The 24,878-nt window shown below is 39.5% G+C and carries 36 protein-coding genes and 5 pseudogenes; 10 read left to right on the forward strand and 31 right to left on the reverse strand.

Annotation, left to right across the window (positions count from 1 at the left end):
* Window positions 1-204 precede the first annotated feature (204 nt).
* Entirely contained in the window at window positions 205-1,533 is a 1,329-nt protein-coding gene (locus KUH03_RS07035; protein WP_257092161.1) for a RagB/SusD family nutrient uptake outer membrane protein, read from the forward strand.
* 127 nt (window positions 1,534-1,660) lie between these two features.
* Here the strand turns inward: KUH03_RS07035 and KUH03_RS07040 are convergent.
* The 24 genes and pseudogenes from KUH03_RS07040 to KUH03_RS48265 form a co-directional block, all read right to left on the reverse strand.
* Window positions 1,661-1,981: pseudogene (locus KUH03_RS07040) on the reverse strand (hypothetical protein); the annotation flags it as partial.
* Between the two features lie 2 nt (window positions 1,982-1,983).
* Complete coding sequence (locus KUH03_RS48235) at window positions 1,984-2,283, reverse strand: RagB/SusD family nutrient uptake outer membrane protein (protein ID WP_373564654.1); 300 nt, start codon at window positions 2,281-2,283, stop codon at window positions 1,984-1,986.
* Window positions 2,284-2,591: 308 nt separating this feature from the next.
* Window positions 2,592-3,002, reverse strand: a pseudogene (locus tag KUH03_RS48240) (RagB/SusD family nutrient uptake outer membrane protein); the annotation flags it as partial.
* Window positions 2,956-3,102: a hypothetical protein gene (locus tag KUH03_RS07050; RefSeq protein WP_257092163.1), complete on the reverse strand. Its 147-nt coding sequence runs from the start codon at window positions 3,100-3,102 to the stop codon at window positions 2,956-2,958. The gene KUH03_RS07050 and the pseudogene KUH03_RS48240, both read right to left, overlap by 47 nt.
* A 253-nt stretch (window positions 3,103-3,355) precedes the next feature.
* The gene (locus KUH03_RS07055) at window positions 3,356-3,730 is read right to left on the reverse strand and encodes a hypothetical protein (protein ID WP_257092164.1); all 375 of its coding nucleotides are present in this window, start codon (window positions 3,728-3,730) and stop codon (window positions 3,356-3,358) included.
* The gene (locus KUH03_RS07060) at window positions 3,727-3,870 is read right to left on the reverse strand and encodes a hypothetical protein (RefSeq protein WP_257092165.1); all 144 of its coding nucleotides are present in this window, start codon (window positions 3,868-3,870) and stop codon (window positions 3,727-3,729) included. The genes KUH03_RS07055 and KUH03_RS07060 overlap by 4 nt, the downstream gene beginning before the upstream one ends.
* A complete protein-coding gene (locus tag KUH03_RS07065; RefSeq protein ID WP_257092166.1) occupies window positions 3,846-4,199 on the reverse strand; it encodes a hypothetical protein in 354 nt (117 codons plus the stop codon). Before KUH03_RS07065 ends, KUH03_RS07060 begins: the two co-directional genes overlap by 25 nt.
* The gene (locus tag KUH03_RS07070) at window positions 4,196-4,804 is read right to left on the reverse strand and encodes a hypothetical protein (protein WP_257092167.1); all 609 of its coding nucleotides are present in this window, start codon (window positions 4,802-4,804) and stop codon (window positions 4,196-4,198) included. Before KUH03_RS07070 ends, KUH03_RS07065 begins: the two co-directional genes overlap by 4 nt.
* Window positions 4,795-5,616, reverse strand: a complete 822-nt coding sequence (locus KUH03_RS07075) for a hypothetical protein (protein WP_257092168.1) — start codon at window positions 5,614-5,616, stop codon at window positions 4,795-4,797. The genes KUH03_RS07070 and KUH03_RS07075 overlap by 10 nt, the downstream gene beginning before the upstream one ends.
* Window positions 5,553-6,650: a TonB-dependent receptor plug domain-containing protein gene (locus tag KUH03_RS07080; RefSeq protein WP_257092169.1), complete on the reverse strand. Its 1,098-nt coding sequence runs from the start codon at window positions 6,648-6,650 to the stop codon at window positions 5,553-5,555. Before KUH03_RS07080 ends, KUH03_RS07075 begins: the two co-directional genes overlap by 64 nt.
* 191 nt (window positions 6,651-6,841) lie before the next feature.
* Complete coding sequence (locus KUH03_RS07085) at window positions 6,842-7,291, reverse strand: hypothetical protein (RefSeq protein ID WP_257092170.1); 450 nt, start codon at window positions 7,289-7,291, stop codon at window positions 6,842-6,844.
* 217 nt (window positions 7,292-7,508) lie between these two features.
* Window positions 7,509-7,955 carry a M14 family zinc carboxypeptidase gene (locus KUH03_RS07090; protein ID WP_257092171.1) on the reverse strand — a complete coding sequence of 149 codons (447 nt, stop codon included), beginning with the start codon at window positions 7,953-7,955 and terminating at the stop codon, window positions 7,509-7,511.
* Entirely contained in the window at window positions 7,922-8,242 is a 321-nt protein-coding gene (locus KUH03_RS07095; RefSeq protein WP_257092172.1) for a hypothetical protein, read from the reverse strand. Before KUH03_RS07095 ends, KUH03_RS07090 begins: the two co-directional genes overlap by 34 nt.
* Before the next feature lies 1 nt (window position 8,243).
* A complete protein-coding gene (locus KUH03_RS07100; RefSeq protein WP_257092173.1) occupies window positions 8,244-8,639 on the reverse strand; it encodes a hypothetical protein in 396 nt (131 codons plus the stop codon).
* Window positions 8,640-8,668: 29 nt separating this feature from the next.
* On the reverse strand, window positions 8,669-9,265 hold the full coding sequence (locus KUH03_RS07105; protein ID WP_257092174.1) for an LD-carboxypeptidase: 597 nt from the start codon (window positions 9,263-9,265) through the stop codon (window positions 8,669-8,671).
* A 44-nt stretch (window positions 9,266-9,309) separates the two neighbouring features.
* Window positions 9,310-10,645 (reverse strand): annotated as a pseudogene (locus tag KUH03_RS07110) (dihydroorotase).
* Window positions 10,646-10,762: 117 nt separating this feature from the next.
* Window positions 10,763-11,458, reverse strand: coding sequence for a response regulator transcription factor (locus tag KUH03_RS07115; RefSeq protein WP_120259941.1), 696 nt, complete (start codon window positions 11,456-11,458; stop codon window positions 10,763-10,765).
* Between the two features lie 102 nt (window positions 11,459-11,560).
* Entirely contained in the window at window positions 11,561-12,448 is an 888-nt protein-coding gene (locus tag KUH03_RS07120) for a TlpA disulfide reductase family protein (protein WP_257092175.1), read from the reverse strand.
* Window positions 12,412-12,657 (reverse strand): hypothetical protein, encoded by a 246-nt coding sequence (locus KUH03_RS07125; protein ID WP_257092176.1) that lies wholly within the window; start codon window positions 12,655-12,657, stop codon window positions 12,412-12,414. Before KUH03_RS07125 ends, KUH03_RS07120 begins: the two co-directional genes overlap by 37 nt.
* Window positions 12,658-12,954: 297 nt before the next feature.
* Window positions 12,955-13,272, reverse strand: coding sequence for a DHHA1 domain-containing protein (locus KUH03_RS48245; RefSeq protein WP_373564655.1), 318 nt, complete (start codon window positions 13,270-13,272; stop codon window positions 12,955-12,957).
* Window positions 13,250-13,834 carry a hypothetical protein gene (locus KUH03_RS48250; RefSeq protein ID WP_373564656.1) on the reverse strand — a complete coding sequence of 195 codons (585 nt, stop codon included), beginning with the start codon at window positions 13,832-13,834 and terminating at the stop codon, window positions 13,250-13,252. The genes KUH03_RS48245 and KUH03_RS48250 overlap by 23 nt, the downstream gene beginning before the upstream one ends.
* Complete coding sequence (locus KUH03_RS48255) at window positions 13,819-14,136, reverse strand: alanine--tRNA ligase-related protein (RefSeq protein WP_373564658.1); 318 nt, start codon at window positions 14,134-14,136, stop codon at window positions 13,819-13,821. Before KUH03_RS48255 ends, KUH03_RS48250 begins: the two co-directional genes overlap by 16 nt.
* Window positions 14,133-15,025, reverse strand: a pseudogene (locus KUH03_RS48260) (alanine--tRNA ligase-related protein). Before KUH03_RS48260 ends, KUH03_RS48255 begins: the two are co-directional and overlap by 4 nt.
* The gene (locus KUH03_RS48265; protein WP_373564788.1) at window positions 14,932-15,423 is read right to left on the reverse strand and encodes an alanine--tRNA ligase-related protein; all 492 of its coding nucleotides are present in this window, start codon (window positions 15,421-15,423) and stop codon (window positions 14,932-14,934) included. The pseudogene KUH03_RS48260 and the gene KUH03_RS48265 overlap by 94 nt, the downstream one beginning before the upstream one ends.
* Before the next feature lie 573 nt (window positions 15,424-15,996).
* Here KUH03_RS48265 and KUH03_RS48270 point away from each other — a divergent pair.
* The 9 genes and pseudogenes from KUH03_RS48270 (at window position 15,997) to KUH03_RS07170 (ending at window position 22,117) form a co-directional block, all read left to right on the forward strand.
* Window positions 15,997-16,203: a hypothetical protein gene (locus KUH03_RS48270; protein WP_373564789.1), complete on the forward strand. Its 207-nt coding sequence runs from the start codon at window positions 15,997-15,999 to the stop codon at window positions 16,201-16,203.
* 191 nt (window positions 16,204-16,394) lie between these two features.
* On the forward strand, window positions 16,395-16,616 hold the full coding sequence (locus KUH03_RS07135) for a hypothetical protein (RefSeq protein ID WP_257092177.1): 222 nt from the start codon (window positions 16,395-16,397) through the stop codon (window positions 16,614-16,616).
* A complete protein-coding gene (locus KUH03_RS07140) occupies window positions 16,613-16,804 on the forward strand; it encodes a hypothetical protein (RefSeq protein WP_257092178.1) in 192 nt (63 codons plus the stop codon). Before KUH03_RS07135 ends, KUH03_RS07140 begins: the two co-directional genes overlap by 4 nt.
* A 38-nt stretch (window positions 16,805-16,842) precedes the next feature.
* Window positions 16,843-17,298, forward strand: a complete 456-nt coding sequence (locus tag KUH03_RS07145) for a universal stress protein (RefSeq protein WP_257092179.1) — start codon at window positions 16,843-16,845, stop codon at window positions 17,296-17,298.
* A gap of 642 nt (window positions 17,299-17,940) precedes the next feature.
* Entirely contained in the window at window positions 17,941-18,621 is a 681-nt protein-coding gene (locus KUH03_RS07150; protein WP_257092180.1) for a hypothetical protein, read from the forward strand.
* A 267-nt stretch (window positions 18,622-18,888) separates the two neighbouring features.
* The gene (locus KUH03_RS07155) at window positions 18,889-19,107 is read left to right on the forward strand and encodes an OmpA family protein (protein ID WP_257092181.1); all 219 of its coding nucleotides are present in this window, start codon (window positions 18,889-18,891) and stop codon (window positions 19,105-19,107) included.
* Window positions 19,108-19,250: 143 nt separating this feature from the next.
* Window positions 19,251-20,574, forward strand: a pseudogene (locus KUH03_RS07160) (OmpA family protein).
* A 287-nt stretch (window positions 20,575-20,861) separates the two neighbouring features.
* Window positions 20,862-21,632 (forward strand): S41 family peptidase, encoded by a 771-nt coding sequence (locus KUH03_RS07165; protein WP_257096750.1) that lies wholly within the window; start codon window positions 20,862-20,864, stop codon window positions 21,630-21,632.
* A gap of 23 nt (window positions 21,633-21,655) precedes the next feature.
* The gene (locus tag KUH03_RS07170) at window positions 21,656-22,117 is read left to right on the forward strand and encodes a S41 family peptidase (RefSeq protein ID WP_257096752.1); all 462 of its coding nucleotides are present in this window, start codon (window positions 21,656-21,658) and stop codon (window positions 22,115-22,117) included.
* Window positions 22,118-22,324: 207 nt separating this feature from the next.
* Here the strand turns inward: KUH03_RS07170 and KUH03_RS07175 are convergent, their stop codons facing one another.
* The 7 genes from KUH03_RS07175 to KUH03_RS07205 form a co-directional block, all read right to left on the reverse strand.
* The gene (locus tag KUH03_RS07175) at window positions 22,325-22,450 is read right to left on the reverse strand and encodes a hypothetical protein (protein ID WP_257092182.1); all 126 of its coding nucleotides are present in this window, start codon (window positions 22,448-22,450) and stop codon (window positions 22,325-22,327) included.
* Between the two features lie 13 nt (window positions 22,451-22,463).
* Window positions 22,464-22,628, reverse strand: coding sequence for a hypothetical protein (locus KUH03_RS07180; RefSeq protein ID WP_257092183.1), 165 nt, complete (start codon window positions 22,626-22,628; stop codon window positions 22,464-22,466).
* A gap of 80 nt (window positions 22,629-22,708) precedes the next feature.
* The gene (locus KUH03_RS07185) at window positions 22,709-22,930 is read right to left on the reverse strand and encodes a hypothetical protein (RefSeq protein ID WP_257092184.1); all 222 of its coding nucleotides are present in this window, start codon (window positions 22,928-22,930) and stop codon (window positions 22,709-22,711) included.
* A gap of 5 nt (window positions 22,931-22,935) precedes the next feature.
* Window positions 22,936-23,268 (reverse strand): hypothetical protein, encoded by a 333-nt coding sequence (locus KUH03_RS07190; protein ID WP_257092185.1) that lies wholly within the window; start codon window positions 23,266-23,268, stop codon window positions 22,936-22,938.
* A 188-nt stretch (window positions 23,269-23,456) separates the two neighbouring features.
* Window positions 23,457-23,618 (reverse strand): hypothetical protein, encoded by a 162-nt coding sequence (locus tag KUH03_RS07195; RefSeq protein WP_257092186.1) that lies wholly within the window; start codon window positions 23,616-23,618, stop codon window positions 23,457-23,459.
* 152 nt (window positions 23,619-23,770) lie between these two features.
* Window positions 23,771-23,983 (reverse strand): hypothetical protein, encoded by a 213-nt coding sequence (locus KUH03_RS07200; protein ID WP_257092187.1) that lies wholly within the window; start codon window positions 23,981-23,983, stop codon window positions 23,771-23,773.
* Entirely contained in the window at window positions 23,983-24,702 is a 720-nt protein-coding gene (locus KUH03_RS07205) for a hypothetical protein (protein ID WP_257092188.1), read from the reverse strand. Before KUH03_RS07205 ends, KUH03_RS07200 begins: the two co-directional genes overlap by 1 nt.
* Between the last annotated feature and the right edge of the window lie 176 nt (window positions 24,703-24,878).

Here is a 24,878-nt window from a genome sequence, read left to right on the forward strand (position 1 = left end):
TACAAATACATGGATCCTGAAGTGAATCAATTTGGTACCCGCGGTTGGGAAACACCACTGGCAAAAACATACACTTTTGGTGTTGAATTTAGTTTTTAATGGACAAAAAACAGTAATATGAAAAAGCTTTTTATCGCCTCGTGCATATCTATATCTTTAGCAATTAGCTCCTGCAGTAATTTTCTGGATGTCACTCCTACAAACATGGGAGATTCCAATACATCTATACAAACTGCAGCCGATGCAAAAGTTATTATGAATGGACTAATGAGCAAAATGGCAAATGTTGATTATTATGGTAGAAATTTCCCACTTTATGCGGATGCAAAAGGTGGGGACTTTACCATCGCCTCGCAAGGACGAGGTTACGACTACTTATACGTATTTAATCATTCTGCATCATCAAATCCCTATGCTAACATTTGGATCCAAGGATTCCACTCACTGGTACAAATTAATAATCTCCTAGCAAGTATAGATAAACTGGTCAACGCCGGTTCAACGGAAGATTTTGCTTCCTATAAAGGACAAGCATTAACAGCTAGAGCATTAATTAATTTTGATCTAGTGAGATTATATGGCAAGCCATATAATATGGATAAGTCATCCTTGGGTATTCCCAATGTAACCAAAGTACTTGAATACAACGCACAGGAAAAACGCGTCTCTGTCGATGAAAATTATAAGCAGATTCTCCAAGATCTTAAAGATTCTGAAAGCTTATTATCTAAATCAAAAGCAAACGGATATATTAACTATTTTGCGAATAAAGCATTGCAAGCACGTGTCTATCTTTACATGAACGATTATGACAATGCGCTAAAAGCTGCTCAGGAGATAATCGACTCCAAAGTGTATACCTTGTACAGCAACGCTGACTGGGTAAAATCCTGGACTAGCATGTTTGGTACAGAATCAATTTTTGAACTTGGTGTCTATCCCAATGAAGCCGATGCGGGTGTAAATTCTCTTGGGGCAATGTTTCGTAGGAAAGGACATGGAAGTGCGGCTATTTTGGGAAATTTTATCGCCGCAGACCCATTCCTAACGAAACTTAAAACTGACGACACTGATGTGAGATGGGGAGTAATGGGATCTGATGAGGTTGGCAGCACACATCTGGGCGCTTTGTACAAGTATAGTGGAAGCACTACCCTTGCCGGAGACAAAAATTCACCAGCAAATAGTACTGCCGTAAATATCAAAGTCATTCGCCTTTCAGAAGTGTACCTCATCGCTGCTGAATCCGCTTTACTGAAACCATCTCCAGACAAAAACCTTGCAGCAACCTATTTGAATGCTATTCGTCAACGATCTCCAAAACTGGATGCCGCAACCTCCAATACAGTTACTTTGGATATGATAGCTGACGAAAGAAGCAAAGAGCTCTTAGGTGAAGGCCATCGATTCTTCGATATGATGCGCTGGAATAAGTCGATCACATTTGACGATGATCTTGGTAATATCAGCACAACCAATAGACCTAAGACAATAGACCGAACTTTTTCAAAACGATTCTTCCAATTTCTTTAGATGAAATGAATGCGAATCCGGCTATCGCAAATCAACAAAACCCGAGTTACTAGTTGTATAGGCCATCTCTACAATGAAAAAGCACCCCGGCTCGGGGTGCTTTTTTGATTGTAAATACGCTTTCGAATTACTGCCCTTTAAACGGATTTTGATCACTTTCTTTTAACTGTGTATTTCTTGTCATTTCTAACTGTGGAATCTGACAGATAAAGCGGTAATCATTAGAAGGTAATGTCCCGATTGGGTTTGAGCTCTTTGGATCATAACCATCCAGGTTGGTCATTCCCCAAGTATAATGTCCCTCCACATAAGTAGGAGTTTCCTGAATACGCGTCAAAGGTTTTTGTAAGCGAAGCAGGTCATATAAACCAGTCACACCTTCACAAAGTAATTCTTTGCGCCGTTCCACGTAAATTGCCTCTAAAAGAGGATTTCCCGTAGCTGCTTTAGTTAAATTTTTAACCCCCTAGCTGTTTGTAAACGATTAAGGTAAGCAAGCCCCATTCCGTTATTTAAGTGGGCAGCTGCCTCTGCCATAATCAGTAGCATCTCGGAACCGCGCATCAGTGTAACCTCTGGTCGTGTGTTTCCTTGGACCGCACCATTGGCATCACCATAATGCTTATATTTATCGTATGCCCATTTGGTAGACCATTCTTTATTTGCATTTTTCGTACGCTTCCAGAATTGGTAACGATCTTCTGTCTTTTCAAACAATTTTTCGTACTGTCCATCTGCGAAGAAATCCAAGAAGGCATAAATCGGCCCATCTGTATACCCCTCACCATATTTTTCATCTTGGTTATACCAGAAATTAAACTGCGTACCGCCCCTAAATTATTCGTTGTTGTAAACTTCATTGCCCAGACAACTTCCGGATAGGCATTGGTGATCGCATCATCAAAACCGCTACGGTACTGGTCACGTGTCATTAGTTGACTATATTTATTATAAACTGTTGAAGCTTCAGTCAAGGCGCCCTGCCAATTGTTCATCACAAGATAGACTCTCGCTAGTTGCCCAGAAACGATATCCTCATTAATCGTCCATTTATCCGGGCGGTCAAATCCTTTTAACAGTGCTTTCGCTTCGCCAAGATCAGCCAGGATTTGATCATAGACCTGTTGTACGGTAGCCCTAGGCAAGTTAAGATCTTCCTTCGGATCCAAACGTAATATCACGCCTTTCTTTTCTTTGGCGATCATATAGGTTTGTTGATAGTTCTGGATCAAATGAAAATAACAGATTCCCCGAATAGCTTTAGCTTGTCCTAAAATCTGATTCTTAATTGCTTCATCTCCCTGTGCTGCAGGCACAGCGTGGATAATTTTATTGGTCTGATTGATAATTTTATACATCATTGACCAAATTGCATCCGAAGTGCCTGTAGTCTGTGTCCTCCCTGGTTCATATTTATACGTATCAACCTGATTCCCCCATGTTGGTATGGCTGACAATATCTGCTCCACCTAGATCCACATACATTTGCAATCCCGGTAATCCCGCATAAACACGGTCTGCACCTTGATCATTAAAATATAGTTGTCGGTAAGCAGAAGTCAGCACCATTTGTAACTGCCCTGCACTGGATAAAGCCGTCCCCTCTTCGGTATCGACAGAGGTATTGGCATCAAAAAGTCTTTACAGCTCCCCATGAACAGCAATGAAGATGCTAAAATTGTAAAGTTTATGGTCTTGAATATCTTTTTCATTAATATTTTTTTATACTAGCAACCTTATCATCCTGCATAGACCTGTTTCACTTGATCTATACGTCAGTCAGATGGCCGGTTCCTATAATTTTCCTCGATTTAATTTATCCTTAGAATGTAACCTGCAAGCCACCAGTATAGATTCTCCTTGCTCCTTGCCGACCATTATCCGTATCCGCATTACCATTATAGTTATTACCCGACAAGCCGGTCTCTGGTTCGGTATACCGATTTTTGGCTGAACCAAAAGTCAATAAATTATCTGCTGACACGAAAAACCGGACATTGGATAATCCTATTCTTTGTAAGGTATTTTTCGGGATGGAATAACCCAGTGTGATATTCCGCAAACGCAGATAATCGTTGTCAAAAATATAAAAGTCAGAAGCCCTGCGTGTCGCAGCATAATTATCATCCGACCATTTTGGCAATAGGGCCTGGTCACCCGGTTTACGCCAACGATCCTGTACCAGATCCTGCGTCACCCCACACCACCGCGGAGTGTACTACGTTCAGAATAGGAGTAATCATACATTTTCCCGCCAAGCGAATAATAGAACATAAAGGAGAAATCCAGTCCATGTAATTTAAAACTATTGGTCAATGAACCATATACTTTTGGCAATGCCGAACCGATCCACTGATAATCATCAGATGTGACCTCACCAACATAGTCTTCGGAAATTTTCCAGCCCCTTTATCATCCTTCACCCAATATTGCATATTACCATTATCCGGGTTGACACCAGCGTTCTTCACCATATAGAAATCGTACAATGAATGTCCTTCTTCTAGACGATAACCGGCACCGCGATTATTAAACGTAAGAGCACCGCCTGGTAAATAAGTGATCTCATTTTTTAAGGTTGATAAATTGGCATCAACTTTCCAGCTAAAATTATCTTTTCTAAAAATATCAGCACCTAATGAGAATTCAAAACCACTATTTTTCAAATTTCCAAGATTTGAGTTTTGTCCAATCGCATTTCCGCTTGTGCTGAAAGAGGGAACTCCCTGTAAAAAAGGAGATCGGAAGAATTTCTTGAATAATATTCTATTGTTCCATAAAAACGTTTTAAGAAAGCAAAATCTGCAGCAATATTAAACTGCTTATTTTTTTCCCATTGCAGATCAGGTGCGGCAACAGTATTAGGTTTTAATCCCGGTAGTCCATAGAGGTTATCAGCACTATAATATGCCTGATAGCCGTAAAGAATCTCATCGGTAGCCACTCCTTGTCCATTGCGTCGGATCAACCGGTCATTTCCGGTGGTACCGTAACTGCTTCGGAATGATAAATTATCCAACCAAGTCGCATCTTTTAAGAAGTTCTCTTTTGATATCTTCCAGGAAAGCCCACCGGACAGAAAATTACCCCAACGGTTGTCTGGGTGAAAACGTGACGATCCATCCCGACGGAAAGAGACCGAAGCAAAATACTTATCATTATAGTTGTAATCCACTTTAGCCAAATATGATAATAAGGCATAACGATCTTTATAAGACCCGACAGACCAATTGGTCGTTGTCGAAGCCAACTCATATTGACCTAATTGCATAATACCCTCACCATAACCATTATCCCCAACAGCATTTCTAGTATAGGATTCCTGACCAGCCAATGCTGACAAATGATGTGCTCGAAATCCTGCTCCCAACTCAGGATATTATTGAAAGTGACAGCACGAGTTTCATCATTTCTACGCCCCGCATTTCCACCACTGGTCAATACACTCGTTCCGTAAGGCGCTTGTTGTCCAGGCCCATGCACAGCTGAACCATAGGTAAATTCTTTATAAATATTATTATCTATGCTAATGCTTGACTTAAAGTTTAAATTGTATGGCAATTTTATTCCAGCAAAGTAGCGTGCTGATATCATGTTGCGCTGGTTGTTGGTAAATCCTTCATCATTCGGATTATCCCAGTAGTCACCACCATTGTTCAACACATGGATACCAAAAAAATTATTTCCATAGGTACCATAATCAAACATACGACGTCCCGTCTTCTCGGAATACACCCAATCTGTATTGTCAGCATTACGTAGCCACGGCGACGTCAGGGTTGTACTAAAGTCTAGGGCTCTACTGGCTCCGGAGAGATTCTGTTTAGAAGAGGAGAACGACATATTTCCACCAAGCTGCAACCAATCGGTCACCTGTGATGTCACATTAGCCCTAAAGCCATAACGTTTAAAATACTGAGCCATTGCATAACCTTTGTCATCCAAATAATTCGAAGACAGGAAATAGTTAGTTTTTCCATCTCCAGCGGTACCGCTCACATCCAGATTATACTCTTGTCTTAATTTGCGTGAGAATACAGCACCATAATAGTCATAGTCCGACTCATTCCAGATCTTTTCCAATTTGGGGTTGATATACGCATTTCCATTTCCATCATGAAGTACATAATTTTCATTGATATCTTTAAATGGCGATACGTAAACACCGGCGCTGCTTTTTTCAGTAGCTTACCCAGTACATTCTCAGATGCCCAATCTCCTGCTTCTTTCGAAGTTCTGTTATAACGGTAAAACTGGTCATTATACATCCCCTCCCAAGTGTTCAACAATTGTTCTTCCGGCGTAGCTTTGGTGGGATTGCCAACAGCATTATCTGAGGTGCCCCAGGTAGACTTAAAGTTCAGGGTAGGCTTAGCACTTTTACCTTTCTTTGTGGTGATCACAATAACACCATTGGCCGCTCTAGATCCATACAGCGAAGAAGCTGCCGCATCTTTCAGTACTGTAATAGATTCAATATCGGAAGGCGCTATCGAAGTCAGCTGCCCGTCATAAGGCATACCATCCACCACATACAATGGATTGGATGAACCGCTCATGGAACTGATCCCGCGAATCTGAATACGTGAATCACCACCCGGGTTACCTTCGTTGTTAGTTACATTGACCCCTGGGCTCATCCCTTGGAGAGTTTCAGCAAATCCCGAACCGCCTATTTTTTCCAGCTGTTCTTTTTTAACTACAGTCGCGGATCCTGTGAAAGTCGATTTTTTTGCCGTACCATAGGCTACAACCATCACTTCATCCAAATCGGTTGATGTGGCATCTAGAGAAATAGACAGGTTTGATTGGCCTTCATATTTCACTTCCCTAGATCCATAGCCTACGTAGGATACGACGATAATTGCTCCGGGATTCAGTTTACTTAATTTGAAACGCCCTTGCTGATCGGTATAGGTCGCTATCGCAGATCCTTTGACACTGACAGAAGCTCCTACAATGGGTCCGTTCTTATCACTGACTTGACCGGTAATCTCCTGTTGTGTGACTTTGTACTCAATTGTATTTGCAGTATTCGGCATAGCATGCACATCGAATGCAAATCCACTTGACGCTACTAAAGTCAATGCGAAAAATAATTTTGTTTTTTCTGACATAATTAGTGGGATGGTTTTAAGTTAGTCTCTCTTACTTAGTAGATTCTAGCGCCAAATATAAATTAATTAGAATTTAATGTAAAATTTTTGTTGTATTTTAATTAATTCCAAACAAGGCATAAAAAGACAAAAAAACACAAGAAAGCCCATAGAATTATGGGCTAAATATTATTTCAAGCGATAAAACAGTATTATTTCACTACATTTTTTGATTTATTATCAATCGATTGCTTTAAATTGATCAGATAACCATTTATCAATGCATATTGTAACTCTTTTTCGGATCCAATGAAAAAATGGGCATCCCCACCTAGCCGAAGACAGCTGTCAGCTAGAAAATTAGCATCGCTCCGCACTTGGATAGGAAAAGAATGTAACCTAATTTGCGCTAAACTATCAGAAACCACAATTGTTCCATACCCTTGTTTCAATAGGCTTTCTACAAATGATGAGGTTAATTCTCCAAATAACAATAGCTGATCGCTATGTATTTTTGCCGGAATGAATTGAAGCCCTTCTACATCGATGTCAATATAACCATGAAAGTCCTGCAGATCACCTATATCTTCAATTACAGCTTCCACGTAGTAATCTCGTCCAACTGTCTTTTCATTTTGCCGAACCGCCACGTCTACCAACATTTTTTTCCATTTTTTTCGATGGATAAATTCCGGATCACTAGATCATGTAATTTTTCATCATTCAATGGAATTTTGTGGTACGCAGCAATATCATGGTTCAGATAAGATTTCTTGGCAATTTCCTGAAAGGCATGCAATAATGCAATAAAATTATATTTTCGAACTTCCAGTTTCTCAGGATCGCCGACATAGGCTCCTGATTCAATTAGAATGGTACTTACACCCCATTTTTGAAAATTATCCCGAAACCACGAGGGGTATGCTCGTCATCATATTTCGCGACAGCATTCGGGATAAATTCCTGTAATATCTTATTGATTCCCACAATTACCCGCATGGCATCTGCCCTAACCGTATTAACACTTCTGGCATAGTCATATGCCGGGGCCAGCAAGGAAATTGTTACTGGGGTGGCCGTACCTGGAATATTATAGTAATTATTCTGATTATGAAGATTAAAAGCAAAATCTGGCTTCAACAACATTGCTTGTTCTTTCAACAGAGCCCCTTCCACAGTAGCGACTGCACGTGCATCGCGGTTCATGTCCACATCCATTGCCGTTCTACGCTGGTAACGCTCCACGCCGTCAGGATTCAACATCGGAATAAAATATAAAGTCAGTTTCTCTGCTATTTCCTTTCGAAAGGTATCAAAGCCATCCACCTCCCCGTTAAAAAATTAAACAGATCAAATAACGCCATTGTTGCCGTAGGCTCGTCGCCATGCATCTGTGACCACAACAGTACCTTTATCGGCCCCTGCCCATATTTCAATCTAAAAATTGAACGATCCTCCACTGACCGTCCGATCTCTTCAACAGTAAATTGCTTACTGACCTCTTTTCCTTGCAAAAGTGGCAAGATATCAGCATGCTTAAATCGTCTATGCTGCAAAGCCTTTTCTTCATATAAAGAAAAGGCTTTGATAAAATCTTCTTTCACTAAATTCATGTTAATCTTTTAAGGCTGCCTCAATTAAGGTAATCGTTCCTTGTGATGCATCCATTTTCACCTTTGCACCTACCGGAAGGATAAATTGCTCTGCAATATGCCCAATGACAGCTCCGCTATAAGCAGGCACATTTAAGGGTTTAATATAATCATTGAATAGCTGATCCAATGTCACAGAACCATAGCCTCCTGATGGTTTACAATTGGTACATTTCCCAAAAATAAAACCTTTGATCACTGCCAATATCCCTGCATTTTTCAACTGGCAAAACATCCGGTCGACGCGTTCCATATCTTCATCGACCTCCTCAATAAAAAGTATCTTATCTTTAAAGTCTGGTAAATAAGGGGTACCACATAAGCCCGTCAATACGGTCATATTCCCGCCCAGCAACACCCCATCAGTAACACCTGGGGAGATTGTAGCTATCCGGTCTTTCGTCTGTACAATATTATCCCCTTCGATTTAGGATTTTCAAATACCGCAGGCTTATTCGCTACAAATTGTGCATTAAAGGCCTCGGCCAGCTTCTTTGTCCAAGTGCTTATACCAACCGCTCCATGGAAAGTAACAAGTCCAGTTTTCGCATACAAAGCCAAGATTAACGCAGTTATATCAGAATATCCCAACAAAATCTTAGGATTTTGAGCAATCATCTTATAATCAAGTCTGTCCAAAAGACGGGAAGTTCCCGAACCTCCCCTTATGCAGACTATTGCTTTGACAGCCTTATCAGCAAACATATCATGTATATCAGCAATACGTTCCTGATCTGTCCCCGCCAAATTACCGTAACGGCTACGGATATGTTTTCCCTCCTTCACTTTAAAACCCAATGTTTCAAAGATCTCGCGTGCGATAATGATCGATTCCTCATCGTCCAATACACCTGCTGGAGTTATCAACCCTATAGTATCCCCTGGGTATAGCTTCTTTGCCAGCAAAGTAGCCGCCCCTGCAAACTCCGCTGCGATTGCTGTAGCGCGCCCAGCTCCCAATACCGGAATGGCCAATGTGCCCAAAGCAATTGATTTAATAAAAACCCTTTTTTCCATATTATGACAACTTATCTGTTGAACAACAGACGCTCTCCAGCACCTTTCTCAATAATTTGCCCTTTAGAAAATGCGACTTTACCAGATACAATGGTATGTTCAATGGTTGAACTAAACGTGTGTCCTTCAAAAGGAGACCATCCGCATTTAGAAAGGATATTTTCTTTGGAAACTGTATATGGCTTATTCAGATCCACGAGTACAAGATCCGCCCAATAGCCTTCACGGATATAGCCGCGATCCTCAACCTGAAACAATGTAGCAGTATTATGCGCAGACTTTTGAACCAATTGTTCCAAGGTCATTTTACCAGCTTTGACCATATCCAATAATGCTTGTAAAGCATGTTGAACCAAGGGGCCACCGCTAGGAGCCGATGCATATGGCTGTGTTTTTTCCTCTATAGTATGTGGGGCATGATCTGTCGCTATCACATCAATATGTCCATCCAATACAGCTTTAAGAATATGGTCACGATCATTGACCGTCTTAACAGCAGGATTCCACTTGATAAAATTCCCTTTGTTACGTAATCCTGATCAGAAAACCATAAATGATGAATACAAGCTTCAGCAGTGATTTTCTTATCCTTTAATGGGATATCATTCCGGAATAGTTCAATCTCTCTTGCTGTTGATATATGTAAAATATGTAATCTTGTATCATGCTTTTTGGCCAATTCCACAGCCTTGGATGAAGACAAATAACAAGCCTCAGCGGAGCGGATCAACGGATGCATTTCAATCTTCAATCCGTCTTCACCATATTGTTCCTTAAATATCGCCAGATTAGCCTTGATTGTTGCTTCGTCCTCACAGTGTGTAGCGATCAATGTAGGCGAATTAGCAAAGATGCCTTCCAAAGCTTTTTCATTATCCACCAACATATTCCCAGTGGATGACCCCATAAACACCTTTATACCGCAGACATCACGTGGATTAGTTTTCAATACCTCCTCCAAGTTATCGTTGGCCGCTCCCATAAAGAATGAGTAATTGGCTAATGCGTTCTTTCCGGCAATATCATATTTATCCTGGAGCAACTCCTGCGTCAGGGTATTGGGAACTGTATTTGGCATCTCCATAAAGGAGGTTGTCCGCCTGCTACCGCAGCACGACTTTCATGCCATATATCCGCTTTATAGGTCAACCCCGGTTCTCTAAAATGAACCTGATCATCAATCAATCCCGGAAACAGATGTAGTCCCTCAGCATTGATTTCCTGATCCGCAGGATGATTTATCTCCTGAGCGATCATTTCGATTCGACCATTGCTGATATATATATCAGCAGTCTCAACTTTACCTTCGTTAACAAGTTGCGCAGATTTTATAAGAATAGATGACATGTTGATCTCTTTACTTTGGTATCTGTCAAAAGTAAAGATTTGTTACCGTGATATCAAGTTATCCGGTCAAAGAGTTTCCCAAATAAGAGAATAAAAAAGAGGCCTAAGCCTCTTCTATTATTCTTTATCAAATTTGTAACCTACTCCTTTTACGGTAGTGACGTAATCGTCGCCTATTTTTTCGCGGAGCTTTCGGATGTGTACATCGATTGTCCGATTGGTGACAACCACCGAGTCCTCCCAAATACTTTTTAAAATCTGCTCTCTTGTGAAAACTTTATTTGGTTTGGAAGCTAACAAGTAAAGCAATTCAAACTCTTTCTTGGCAAGCACAATCTTTTGCTCTCCTTTGTAAACTAAGAAAGAATCTCTATCAATAACCAGATCAGCTATCTCGATTTTATCCTGTGCGTTTGAATCAGACTCCTCCGAAGCATTTCTTCTTAAGATCGCATTAATACGACTCATCAGTGCTCGGGGCTTAATTGGCTTAGCGATATAGTCATCCGCTCCAACATGAAATCCGGCAATTTCTGAATATTCTTCGCTTCTGGCTGTCAAAAACACCATAAAGGTACTTTTGAATTCAGGCATAGCACGCATGATGCGACAAGCTTCAATACCGTCCATCCTAGGCATCATCACATCTAAGATGATCAGATCGGGGTTTACTTGCTTGGCAACTTGTATTGCCTCTTCCCCATTTTGCGCTGTAGAGACCTGATAACCTTCACGATTTAAGTTGAATGCAATTAAATCCAAGATATCTTTTTCGTCATCAACAATTAAAATCTTTTGTTTCGAAGAACTCATTTGTCTTATTTTTCTGCTAAAATATGAACAAAATGATAACAATCAGTTAATCTAATGTTACCAAATTATTAAGTAATATTTCAATTAACAATAACACATTGATTACTTAATTGTTTTCTTCAAAAAATCGGCTAGTTCCTCGCCACGCAGATTCTTTGCAATGATAATACCATTTGGATCGAGCATATAGGAAGTAGGCAATGCCTTGACACGGTAGTCTATGACTATCGGTGAACTCCAAGCCTTTAAATCAGATACATGTGTCCAAGCCAACTTGTCATCCGCAATAGCCCGCATCCATGAGCCAGGGTTATCGTCAAATGAAACAGAGAGGATATCAAAACCTTTGGTATGATAAGTATTATATAACTTGACAAGATTCGGATTTTCCTGACGACAAGGCATACACCAGGAAGCCCAAAAATCAACCAAAGTATATTTTCCTTTAAAACTAGACAACTTCACCTCTTTATTAGAAGGCGTAAATGACGTCAACTCCGGTGCAGGTTGACCAATAGCCATTTTCTTCAGCTTTTGGGTTTCCTCCTTAAATTGAGTCACATATCTATTTTCCGTGAATTCGTTTTTAATTCTATCTGCATAAGCAATAATTTCTGCCTCTGCTACTTCAGGATCCAAGGTTGAGATGGCATAAAATCCAGCCAGGTCATTATGTTTAGCGGAAAAATCGACAGCCTTGTTGGTATAGTCGCGAAGTTCATCCGCAAATTTGGCCTTATATTCTGCACGAAGTTTTTCTATTTCATCAGCAGTTGAATTTGCTGTTAATTTGGAAAAGACACCCTGTAAAGAATCTTGCACATAATCGCGATGATTTCGTTCCTTAGCAAATGGCTGGATCGCTTTCGACAATTCAGACCCTTCAACGAGATAATCATTAACATCCTTATGTAAATCTGCTTTAAATGAAATTGTCTCACCCGGAGAAGCAATTAGGTCATAGCGATTTTTACCGACACGTAGCGACAACAATCTCGATTGACTAGCTTGACGAACAAACTGAAATTTGTTATTATCACCAAAAACATAGAATCCAGCTTGGTCTCTCCCTCATACAAGGAGACGACTTTTATATTACCAGGATTTTCTATATTTCCTTCGATGGTAAACTGCTCTTTATTCTGGCAACCAAACATTAATCCAACCACACCAACTACTAAAAAAATTGCCTTTTTCATTTGTATATCGTTTTGTGAGTGCCATAGGTTCATCTATAATATAAATGTCTTGCACTCGGTTTCCTTTTAAAGAAACTATCCTATTTATACCACCTGTGATTATTCATTCACAATTTGCCCTTCAGCGGAATTAGTGAACTCGTTACACTCGGTTTGACTAAATAGGATAGTTTCATGTAGTAGAATTTTAGAGGAGACATCCACTACGTTTGAAGTCTATTCAACAAGCATCCTAAGTCTCCGATCTAAATACTCAAATTTAACTTAAAAATTCCTTCGCCCGTTCAACAGCTGTTTTTAATCCCGCTGAGTTTTTACCTCCGGCTGTCGCAAAGAAAGGTTGCCCCCTCCACCACCTTGGATATCTTTTGCCAATTCACGAACAATGTTACTAGCATTTAAACCTTTTTCTTTTGCTAAATCATCCGAAATTACGACTGTCAAACTTGGCTTTCCATCGAATTCCGCTCCAATAACCAAAAATAAATTATTGACAGCTCCCTTCAGCGCATAAGCTAGGGTTTTAACCGCTTCAGCATTCGGCAGATCCACCAACGTCGACAAGAAGTTGATATCGCCAACCTGTTCGATCTTAGCTTCCAGATCCGATTTCAATGCTAAAGATTTTTCTGTAATGCTTTTTCAATTTCTTTTTCAGCGCTCCATTTTCGTCAATGATCTTACCCAAAGCAGACACAAAGTCCTTCGGACTATTCATCAGTTCTTTTAGATGCTGTACCAATTCAAAATGTTCACGAATGACCGCCGCTGAGCGAGTTCCTGTAATCGCCTCAATACGACGCACCCCTGCCGCAACGGCTGACTCAGAGACAATCTTAAAGAATCCGATCTGCCCCGTCGCTTTCACATGTGTACCGCCACATAGCTCTTTTGAGAATTTATCTTCAAAAGTAATCACACGAACAAAATCACCATATTTCTCACCAAACAAAGCTGTCACACCTGAATCCAAAGCCTGCTGGTAAGGTACATTCCGTTCTTCTTTCAACGGGATATTCTCCCGAATTTTAGCATTCACGATATCCTCTACCTCTTTGATCTCATCCTCACTCATCTTTGCAAAATGAGAAATATCAAAACGTAAGATATCAGCATTGACCAATGAACCTTTTTGATTCACGTGCGTACCTAATACCTGTTTTAGTGCAGCATGCAATAAGTGGGTTGCAGAATGATTATTCTCCGTATCCAATCTTTTGGTGCTGTCAACCTCCGCGATAAAAGTCCCTTGCAGATCCAATGGCAACTTATTGGTAAAATGAACGAAAATTCCATTTTCCTTTTTGTATCCGTAATGTAGATCTTTTCACCTGTTTCCTCTGAAATCAATTCACCAGAATCACCGACCTGGCCTCCACCTTCAGCATAAAACGGACTGACGGAAAGAACCAATTGGTACTGCTCTTTATTTTTTGCGACAACTTTACGGTATTTTACGATTTCTGTTTTTGCGGTCAAGGTGTCATAACCAACAAATTCAAACCCCTCATCCTCATTGACAAGAATCCAGTCACCGGTGTCAATTGCTGTTGCCGCACGGGAACGATCTTTTGAACCTGAAGCGCCTGTTTAAAACCCTCCATATCAACAGATAATCCTTTCTCTCGTGCTAACAATTCTGTTAAATCTATTGGGAAGCCATATGTATCGTATAATTCAAACGCAAAATCACCATTAATAACGCTATGATCTTCCACATAATTCTCAAAACGCTGTACACCAGTGGACAAAGTTCTTAAAAACGATACTTCTTCCTCTAAAATTACTTTCTGAACAAAATCCTGTTGTTGGATCAATTCATCAAATACGCCACTGAATTGTGCCGCCAAAACTGGAACAAGCTCATGAATAAATGGCGTTTTGAACCCCAAAATGTATAAGCATAACGTACCGCACGACGTAAAATACGGCGGATTACGTATCCAGCTTTGTTATTAGAGGGTAATTGTCCATCTGCTATCGCAAAACTTACCGCACGGATATGATCAGATACTACACGCATCGCTATATCAGTCTTCTCATCTAAACCATATTTTATACCAGACTTATCCGCAATAAAATCAATAGTCGGCGTAAAGACATCCGTATCATAATTTGAGGTTTTACCTTGGATACATCTGACAAGACGCTCAAAGCCCATACCTGTGTCCACATGTTTAGCTGGTAAAGATTGGAGTGACCCATCCTTCAAGCGATTGAATTGCATAAAGACCAAGTTCCATATTTCAATCACCTGTGGATGGTCTGCATTAACTAAGCTTTGTCCTGTGACCTCCGCACGTTCTTCCGCACTACGCATATCAAAATGGATTTCAGAACAAGGTCCACAAGGACCAGTCTCTCCCATTTCCCAGAAATTATCCTTTTATTACCAAGCAAGATACGATCCTCAGCTATCCACTGTTTCCAGAAATCAAACGCTTCCATATCCCGGTCCAAACCTTCACTTGCGTCGCCCTCAAAAATAGTCACGTATAAACGATCCTTGTCAAGTTTATATACTTCGGTCAATAGCTCCCAAGCCCAAGCAATAGCTTCCTTCTTAAAGTAATCCCCAAAGCTCCAGTTTCCCAACATCTCAAATAAAGTGTGGTGGTAAGTATCAATACCGACTTCCTCTAAATCGTTATGCTTACCTGAAACACGCAGACAACGCTGTGTATCTGCAACACGTGGAAATTTAATCGGTGCTTCCCCAAGAATAAATCCTTGAACTGGTTCATCCCTGCATTGGTAAACATCAATGTAGGATCATTTTTACAACTACTGGTGCTGAAGGTACTATTTGATGCCCCTTGCTTTTAAAAAAGTCTAAAAAGGCTTGACGAATTTCTCTACTTGTCATTTAATTATCTAAAAATATGTGCAAACTTACTCAAAATTGGTCTGTTATGCAATGTAGAATACGAGATAATAACCATGACACAATGATTTTAATAATGCCCAGTTTTCATCGTCAACTGACTTTTCAAACAAAAAAATCAGGACATAAGATTCAGAAAGACAGGATTGTCCTATTTGCGGGATGACCGCAATCACAAATATGCATTAAATGCAACATTTTAAAAGCATTAAATGTTAGCCACCTTTGTGCTATCGGGATCAGATTTAATACGTTAAACAATAAAAACATTTTGACTGCTAGTCATTCACAATTGCGTTTGTTTTATTACATTTGATAGGGAAAGAGGGTTCTAAAAAATTGAGAAAGATAAATTTGATGGCTTCATCACAACTAAACAAACAAACCAGGTGAAACGAGCTCATTTATACCGATGAGAACAACACTTATAAATAATTTAAACAGATGAAAAAAACATTCTACTACCGGTAGATTTTTCGGCTCATTCTAACAATGCGGTAAATTATGCTGTGGATCTAGCTATTCAAAAGGCTACAGCATCCACCTTTATCACAATTATACCTCTGCTTCGGCTGTATTTGAGGAAGAAACTGATTCCATTGGAAAGCGAAGCCCCATATTTAAAGCTGATGTCCTTATTAAAAATCTTTCAGAGCAGATAAAATCGACACATGTCACTCTTGAAGTGACTACCCAATGCGAACGTGGCATGATCACAGAAACTCTCCCTGAAATGGCCACACCTGATCGTTTTGATTTTGTCATCATGGGGCACAAAAGGTATTACCAATGATGATAGCCAACTTATTGGCAGCACAACTTACGTCATTAGCAAAAAGCAAAAATACCTGTTTTGGCCATTCCAACAGAAGCATCGTTTGAGCAGGTTGACAAGGTTGGTTTATTGTCCAACTTCAAAGAAGAAGAAGTACAGACTGTCCAGGATTTCGTCAATATAATGGGTAAGGATTTTGAATTAAAACTGATGCATGTCCATTATGATCATTCTTCGGAAAACCGAATAGAAGATAAATTGGAGGTATGGAAATATAAAATCAAAAATACATTGGTGTGACCAACATAGCCATCGAAGTTGACTCGATACAAGGCGACATTGAGGACCTGGACACTGTCCCCGAAGTGATCAATGAAATGATCCATACCGAAAAAATCAAGATATTACTCGTAACACGTTCAAGAAAATCCTTTTTGAACGTACTTTCACCAGATCAGTGGCAAAAGCATTATTTAGCCACCCTTTAGTTCCCATATTTTTACCAAAGCATAATAAGTATATCGCTATGTCTAGATTATTAATACCCGTAGATTTTTCCGAAAATGCGGAAGTTGCAGCAAACTATGCGGCTCAGATCGCTCAGGAAACACATGATGAAATTACACTCTTCCACTCCTTCACTTCACATATAAACAAATTCGCAAATGCGAAGCATTTAATAGACCCTACCGAAGAGGACGCCCGTGGTAAGATGGAGAAACTTGTCGCTGAACTTCTACAAAAATATCCTTCGATAAAAATTTCGACCTTATTTACGAATGGAATTTTAGCCGAATCACTGGAAAAACAGGAGATAAAAGAGAACTACCAGACGGTGATTATGGGTACAAAAGGAGTCACAGGACTTGAATCTGTACTGATTGGAAGCAATACTTATGACGTCATTAAAGAGTCAAAAATCCCTGTATTAGCGATCCCCAAAAATGCCGTAAAATTAAAAAAGATAACATCGCGCTGCTGACAAATTTTAAACCTGGTGAGCTGGAAGTCCTCAAACAGGCAATCCCATTATATGGAAAAGATTTTCATTTACAACTCATCCATATCAACAAAAATGAACTAGAAATCAACATTTTAGGATCAAATCTTGAAAAGTGGATTGAACAGATTATAGCGGAGACTGGTATAGAAGACATCTCTTATATCGTTAAAGCACCAAGCTATTTTGCCGGCTCAAGGGAGAACATTGCAAATGGTATACATACGATTATTCGAGATGAAGATATTGATGTGATTTTGATTACAAAAAGTAGGAAAACTTTTTTCAAAACATTTTTACTGAGAATATTGTTAAGCACATGGCTTTCGAAATTGAGGTGCCAAATTTTTTCGGTCGAGTAAGCTGACCAAATAATTTTTGGCAAATTTATTGCAAGAGTAGTCAATGAGTTAATTTAACAAGAATTTTATAGTAGAAAATTTTACAAAAACACATTATGAAAATTAGCCTTAAAAATCAGGATTACTAGTAGCGGCAGGAATCATCTCAACCGCATCCTTTGCCCAAAGCGCAAAGCAGTCATCAATTGAAGGCACTACCCCATTTGGTCCGGCAACACAATACCGGACTTGGTCTATCGGTGTAGGCGCCGGTGTAACGAGCTTGCAAAACATTGCTAAATTCAATAATGGAGGTTATGACAAGTTGGACTGGAACTTAGGTTACAGTGCCTATATCAAAAAACAAATCTCCCCTTCATTCGGAATCAAGGCAACTTACTTTGGCGGAAAGACTTCAGGATATGAAGCCAGTGATAAACAAACAGGCTTCGAAACAAAAACACCTTGGTCAGTTGCTTTATCCGGTGAGTTTATTGCAGCCAATACCAACTGGCGGTTTTTTAATAGTTTCATTAAACCTTATGCATCAATTGGTGTCGGGGTAATGAATGCAGAGACAGCAGCAATTGCTGGCGGAAACAGAGGCGAATATGGTGATTCATATTCTAAGATCTACGTACCCGCAGACTTCGGTTTGAAATTTGCAGTTGCCAAAGGTATCAACTTCGAATTAGGTTACCAGTTGAACTGGGCAAATCAACGATTTGACAATAAAGTTGGACCAACTCAACAATATAAGAATGACTTATTCACCTATGCTCACGCAGGTCTAGAATTCGCTTTGGGTAGTGGTAGCAAACCAGCATTGAACAACTCAAATCCGGTAGCTACGCTTGTAAATGATTACACGGTAAAATATGATGATTTAAAAGCTCAAAATGATGCTCTTAATGCAAAAATCAAGCTTTACAAGGTCAACTGGATGGAATTAACAATGACCTGAAAGATGATGATGGTGACGGTGTAGCAAACAAATACGACAAATGCCCAGGCACACCTTCTGGTGTACAAGTCGATGGATCAGGTTGTCCAATTGTTGTGAAAAACGAAACTAAAGTTGTAGAGAAAGTTGTGGTCACAGAAGCAGACAAAAAGTTGTTGCTGATGCGATTAAAAACTTAGAGTTCGATCTAGGTAAAGCAACCATCCGCCCAACTTCATACGCAACATTAAACAAAGTTGCAGCATTGTTGATCGAGAAAACTTTAGCTTGAAATTAGCTGGCCACACCGATAATACAGGTTCACGTGAATTGAATATGCGTCTATCCAAAGAACGTGCTGAGTCAGTAAAAGCTTACTTGGTATCTCAAGGTGCTAACGCTTCACGTATCGAAGCGACAGGATATGGTCCTGACCAACCAATTGCATCTAATAAGAATGCTGCTGGCCGTCAACAAAACCGTCGTGTAGAATTTACACTTTATTAATAGCTAATAAATTACACGTAATAAAATGGTATTTTTCAGTAAAATACCATTTTATTTACCCTTTGTCATATTTAAACTACAAACCGATTAGGAATTTAATTTTTAACCTATTACTTTTGCCTCGGTTTATACAAACAAATTCTATGAAACTAAATTTACAATTAGCACTTGCTTTCGCAACTGCAGGCTTATTCGCCAATTCCGCTTTTGCTCAAACTGCAAAGGTAGCATCGATTGAAGGAACAACTCCTTTTGGTTCTGCTACACAATACAGAACATGGTCGATCGGTATCGGTGCAGGTGTAACAAACCAAACTAACATTGCTGGTTTCAACCGTGAAGGATACGATGATTTAGCATGGAACCTAGGTTATAGTGCTTACATCAAAAAGCAAATCTCTCCTTCATTTGGAATTAAGGCAACTTATTTCGGCGGTAAAACAGGTGGTGCTTTCAAGGATGGTTCACAATCATTCGAAGCAAAAACACCTTGGTCGGCGGCTTTATCTGGAGAATTCCTAGCAGCAAATACCAACTGGAGATTTTTCAATAGTTTCATCAAACCTTATGCATCAATCGGTGTGGGTGTCATGAACAGCAAAACAACCTTAACTACGGGCTCTACTTCAGTAGAAGCAGATGGTATCTCTAAAATCTATGTACCACTGGATATGGGTTTCAAATTTGCAGTTGCTAAGGGTATCAACTTTGAATTAGGTTACCAATTGAATTGGGTTAACCAAAACTTTGATGGTATCCAAGGAGGCCAATACAAGAATGACCTATTCACTTATATCCACGGTGGTCTAGAATTTGCATTGGGAAGCGGTAGCAAACCAGCATTGAACAACTCAAATCCGGTAGCGACATTAGTCAATGACTATACATTAAAATACGATGATTTAAAAGCTCAAAATGATGCATTAAACGCTAAGAATCAAGCTTTACAAAGTCAATTGGATGGTTTGAACAGTGATTTAAAAGATGATGATGGTGATGGTGTGGCCAACAAATACGACAAATGTCCAGGTACTCCTTCTGGTGTACAGGTAGATGGATCAGGTTGTCCGATTCTTGTTAAAAACGAAACTAAAATTGTAGAAAAAGTTGTTGTTACGGAAGCAGACAAAAAGTTGTTGCTGATGCGATCAAAAACCTAGAATTCGATTTGAGCAAAGCAACTATCCGTCCTACTTCTTATGCAACATTGAACAAAGTTGCGGAATTGTTGATCGAGAAAACTTTAGCTTGAAATTAGCTGGCCACACAGATAATACAGGTTCACGTGAATTGAATATGCGTTTATCAAAAGAGCGTGCTGAGTCAGTAAAATCTTATTTAGTATCTCAAGGCGCTAATGCTTCTCGTATAGAAGCTACAGGTTACGGTCCTGACCAACCAATTGCATCTAATAAGAATGCTGCTGGTCGTCAACAAAACCGTCGTGTAGAGTTCACACTTTATTAATCGATAATATTCGATCTATACAAACCAAAAGGCATCACTTAAGAGTGATGCCTTTTTTCTTGTGGAATCAACAGGCTAAATTTGACATCTCTCTTGTGTTTAAAGTAAATAAACATTTGAACAACAAAAAGATAACACCAACAAAACTTACATTATTCGTATTTTTATTAAGCTAAGATCTTAAAAAATGCGTAAACCACAAATTCTTGTTTTAGCCCTTTTTTTCGCTGATTTTTTCCGCCTGTGAAAAAGACCCGCCACTGAACGAACCGGGGTCAAATGAAGCGATCAATCAATGGACCTTGAAGCAGATGCAACAATATTATTATTGGAACAGTAAGTTGCCCAATCAAATTACACTCGATGACAAGCCGAATATCTTTTTCAAAAACCTATTGTATCGTGACGACCGTTATTCTACCATTCTACAAGCGCTCAACAGTGACACTTATGGCAACACGCTCTCGAATACCTTTGGGTTTGATATAGCTCAGCTTCAGCACAATGGTCAGACCATGCAACTGGTGACACAGGTAGTTCCCTATTCAGAAGCCGACTTAGCTGGCCTGCATAGAGGAGACACCATCCAGCAAATCAATGCGCAGCCCTTAGCTGCATACAATTTTGCTCCGGTATTGGAAGCGGCATTGAAATTACCTTCAATCCAATTGCAGTTACAGAATGGGAAGAAAATGAAGTTGCCCGCTTCCTACATATCCCAACCAGTAGTCTACACAGCTCAGATCTTTCATAAGCAAACAAAGGTAGGGTACCTATTTTTAAGCCAGTTTGATTTCAGCGGTGGTTATTCGGTATTGGAGGCCATCCAAAAACTCAAAGCTGGCCTAGTACAAGATTTGATTCTTGATCTTCGCTATAATACTGGAGGACAAGTAGCTTTTGCCTCTTTTTGCGCATTAACATTTGCTGATATTGCGCCGAATTATGTATTTGTCCAATTCAAGGGCAACAAAAAGTTGGGCAACAGCGAGGAGACCTTTCAATCTGCTTTAGCTCAGCAACCCGAAGGTTATAGCTTTCAAGCAGAAGAGCTCTAAAGAGCGGACTGCAATTAAAGCGAATTTTTGTACTCACAGGCCCCAATACCGCATCCGCTTCGGAGATGTTGATCAACAGTTTAAAACCTTATATCGAGGTCATTCAGATTGGTACAAAAACTTTGGGCAAGGATATGGCTTCGACGACCCTTTCCTCACCATCACAGGTCAATGGCAATCAACGTGCTTGGTTGCTGATGCCGTTGGTATACAAGATTTATAATAAAGATGGATTAGGAGATTACAGCACTGGACTCATCCCGCATTACCATACAGATGAGTTTGCACAATTGCCCTTACTTCCTTTTGGCGATGAAAAAGACCCTTTACTACAACAAGTGTTTAACATCATACAGAACAAGACAACTCAATCGATCAACAAAAAGGCTAACACTAGTACAAAAACGTTAACTTCATCGTATTACGGAAGCAGCTATCGCGCTATACCTATGACATTTCCTCTATCCCCTCTCAACATTCACTAAAAACCAAATAAAAAGAATAACTAACGTGCACAGGAATTGATCGCAGAGACCCAAGAAGCAATAGCTGATTCAGTTCCATTTTTTTTGATAACAGACGAATACGTTTAGATAATAAGCCCGAACGGACTTGCCGTTCTTTGAGCTCATAGTTTTTCACCACCGTACCTATCTCATCCAGTAGCTTTAAATAATGAAGGTATAAAGCTTTTAAATTCTCACCTTCAGCCTGTAGTTTTTGATCAGCACCTCGTCATCCTCAGATGCCAACTTATACTGCATCTCGATCATCAGATGGAGTAAGCGCTGGTATTTGATTTCGTTTATGCCTTTCATAATTTAAATATTTTTAATTGCCAAATGCAACCTCTAGACCATTAAACTCCCAAAATGTTGGGATATTAGAAGCAGGGCTATTGGCTGTTCCCGAGTTATTGGTGGTAAATGAGGTTAAGACACCATAATTATGATAATCTACAGAATACCCATAATAAGCCTCCATACCATTGATCAAAAGTGGTTTGAAATCTTCTTTTAGGATTTGTGCCCTACCGTAAAAACCATAGTTGTAAAGAACATCTGCACTCGGCAGCGTTAGAGACTGATAATCTGCAGGTAAGGTCTTTCCAATATTTTTAATGTATCTCCTTTCGCACTATAGACAATTCTTCTTCTTGAAGGTGGCCCTGATAACCTTTCTACAACATGGTAGAAAACCAAGTGGAATTTCTTTCCTCCCAATAGTGTGTTCAACTCATTATTTCCATTTACGATTCGAATTTTCACCTTCCCTTCGACCCGACTTTCTGCTTTCATCTTTATCAAACTTGGGGAATATCATTTGTTAGCTTTACATATTGCAACGTATCTGTATTGTCTTTAATAATGATAGTTTCATTAAATATTATATTTCCAGCACTATCCAAGAGTGTAAATTTCTTTTCTCCAGAAATTATTTTTACTATTGAATTGTTATTAACAGACACTGCATGCTCATCGATCAACAATTTACCCTTGTCTGGCCCAATCAATAAATTAATATCTTTGATAAAGACATTAGTGAATTTTTGGAAAGTTTCGATATGTTCTCCTTTTTGACAAGAGAAAATAAAGAATGCCAGAAATAAAATAAAAGCTATTAATTGGCTTTTCATAGTATGATTTTAGTATAACAAAAAATATAATCCTGCCATGGAATATGGCAGGATCATAGAAGTTAGAAATAATGATTAATAAGTCTTTGGAGTAAATTTCGTCCAATTATCTGTCCACAAAGTTGTTGCAGCAGGATTAAAAGCACCCTTGTAATTTACACCAGCGGCAGGACTTGTTGAAGACGGCACTAAGTTCCATACATCAAAACTAGCTGCACCAGTTGTTGTGTAAAAGGATTTATACCAGCACCTCCCAATAATAAATAGCTATTTGGTGTTGCACCAATATTAGTTGAATTTCCCGTACCTGGAGCAGTTCCACTAAAAGCTGCAGTATAAGCTTGAACCACATTGTTGCTAAATACTCCAGTAGCTCCATCTTGGAAAGCAGCACCTGTAGCATATCCAGCGATAATTGAATATTGGATATCTAATTCAGTATTTCTTCTCCAACGGTTACCAAATTTTAATTTAGTACCAGCTACCGAAGCATTATCAATACCTAAAAAGTAAAGTTTTTCAATACTGGACGTGTTTTAGGTGTAGCTGACCAAGGTGAGGTTGCTTCGTTATCAGATTCTAAACCATTTGAATCTGAGCTACCGCTTGAAGTACTGTTGGTTGAATTGGGATCTTTTAAGGATAAAGCATATTGAATTGTTCCTGTATAACCATGGTCAAAATCAAAATCATCATCATCATTTGAAAGTGCCACTAAATTTTTGCATTGACAGTGCCACCGAAAAATTCGAAAGCATCATCTTTACCCCAAGAAACTTGGATATTTTCCAATGTAGTACCTGAACCAACACCACCTAAAGTCAAACCGTTAATTTCATTGTCAGCAGTCAAGTTGTAACCTGCAAACTCAATACGTACATATTTCAACGAACCTGAATTGTCCGCAGGTACTGAACCACCATACGTAACATCAACGTTTACAGGTTGAGGAATGCCTTCAATTCTTTTGGTCGCAGGTTGGTTTGTCGTAGATGATCCCAACAAAACAACACCTCCGAAATCACCTGGATTACGTGATCCAGCTGCATTCGGCGAAGTAAATACAATAGGCGCTGTCGCCGTTCCATTAGCAATTAATTTTGCAGTCTTAGGGACAACCAATACACCTTTGATGTTTTGTGTAATACCAGTGATTTGATCTGGATATGCTTTAGTTACCCCAGAAGTAATAAAAGTACCTGGTTGGATGGTCAATGTTGCACCGGGTTTTACAAAAGCTACGCCATCGATTTTCCATACTTTATCCGAAGTAAGGGTTGTTGCAGTGATTACACCATTAGCATCAGTTGGAACTGTTGCTTGAGGTAAAGATGGTAATCCAGCTGTTGAACCATTTACCGGAGCCAAGTTGTCCTTGTTACAAGATGCCAATGCGATTGCGCATACACTTGCTAGCGTTAAGATTTTTTTCATTTTTGTTAACTTTTACATAACTTAGCCATCACAAGATCACTTTTTAGACTATGCTTCTATAGCGGATAGCTATTCCTATAGTTGCATAGTTTTTCATTCCCCATTATGATAAATTTTAATATCTTCCAGATTGTGCTAATGGACAAGTCTTGGAACGCTGCTTAATGTATTTATGG

The organism is Sphingobacterium sp. E70 (genome assembly GCF_019285695.1).
In the GTDB taxonomy this organism is placed as follows: domain Bacteria; phylum Bacteroidota; class Bacteroidia; order Sphingobacteriales; family Sphingobacteriaceae; genus Sphingobacterium; species Sphingobacterium detergens.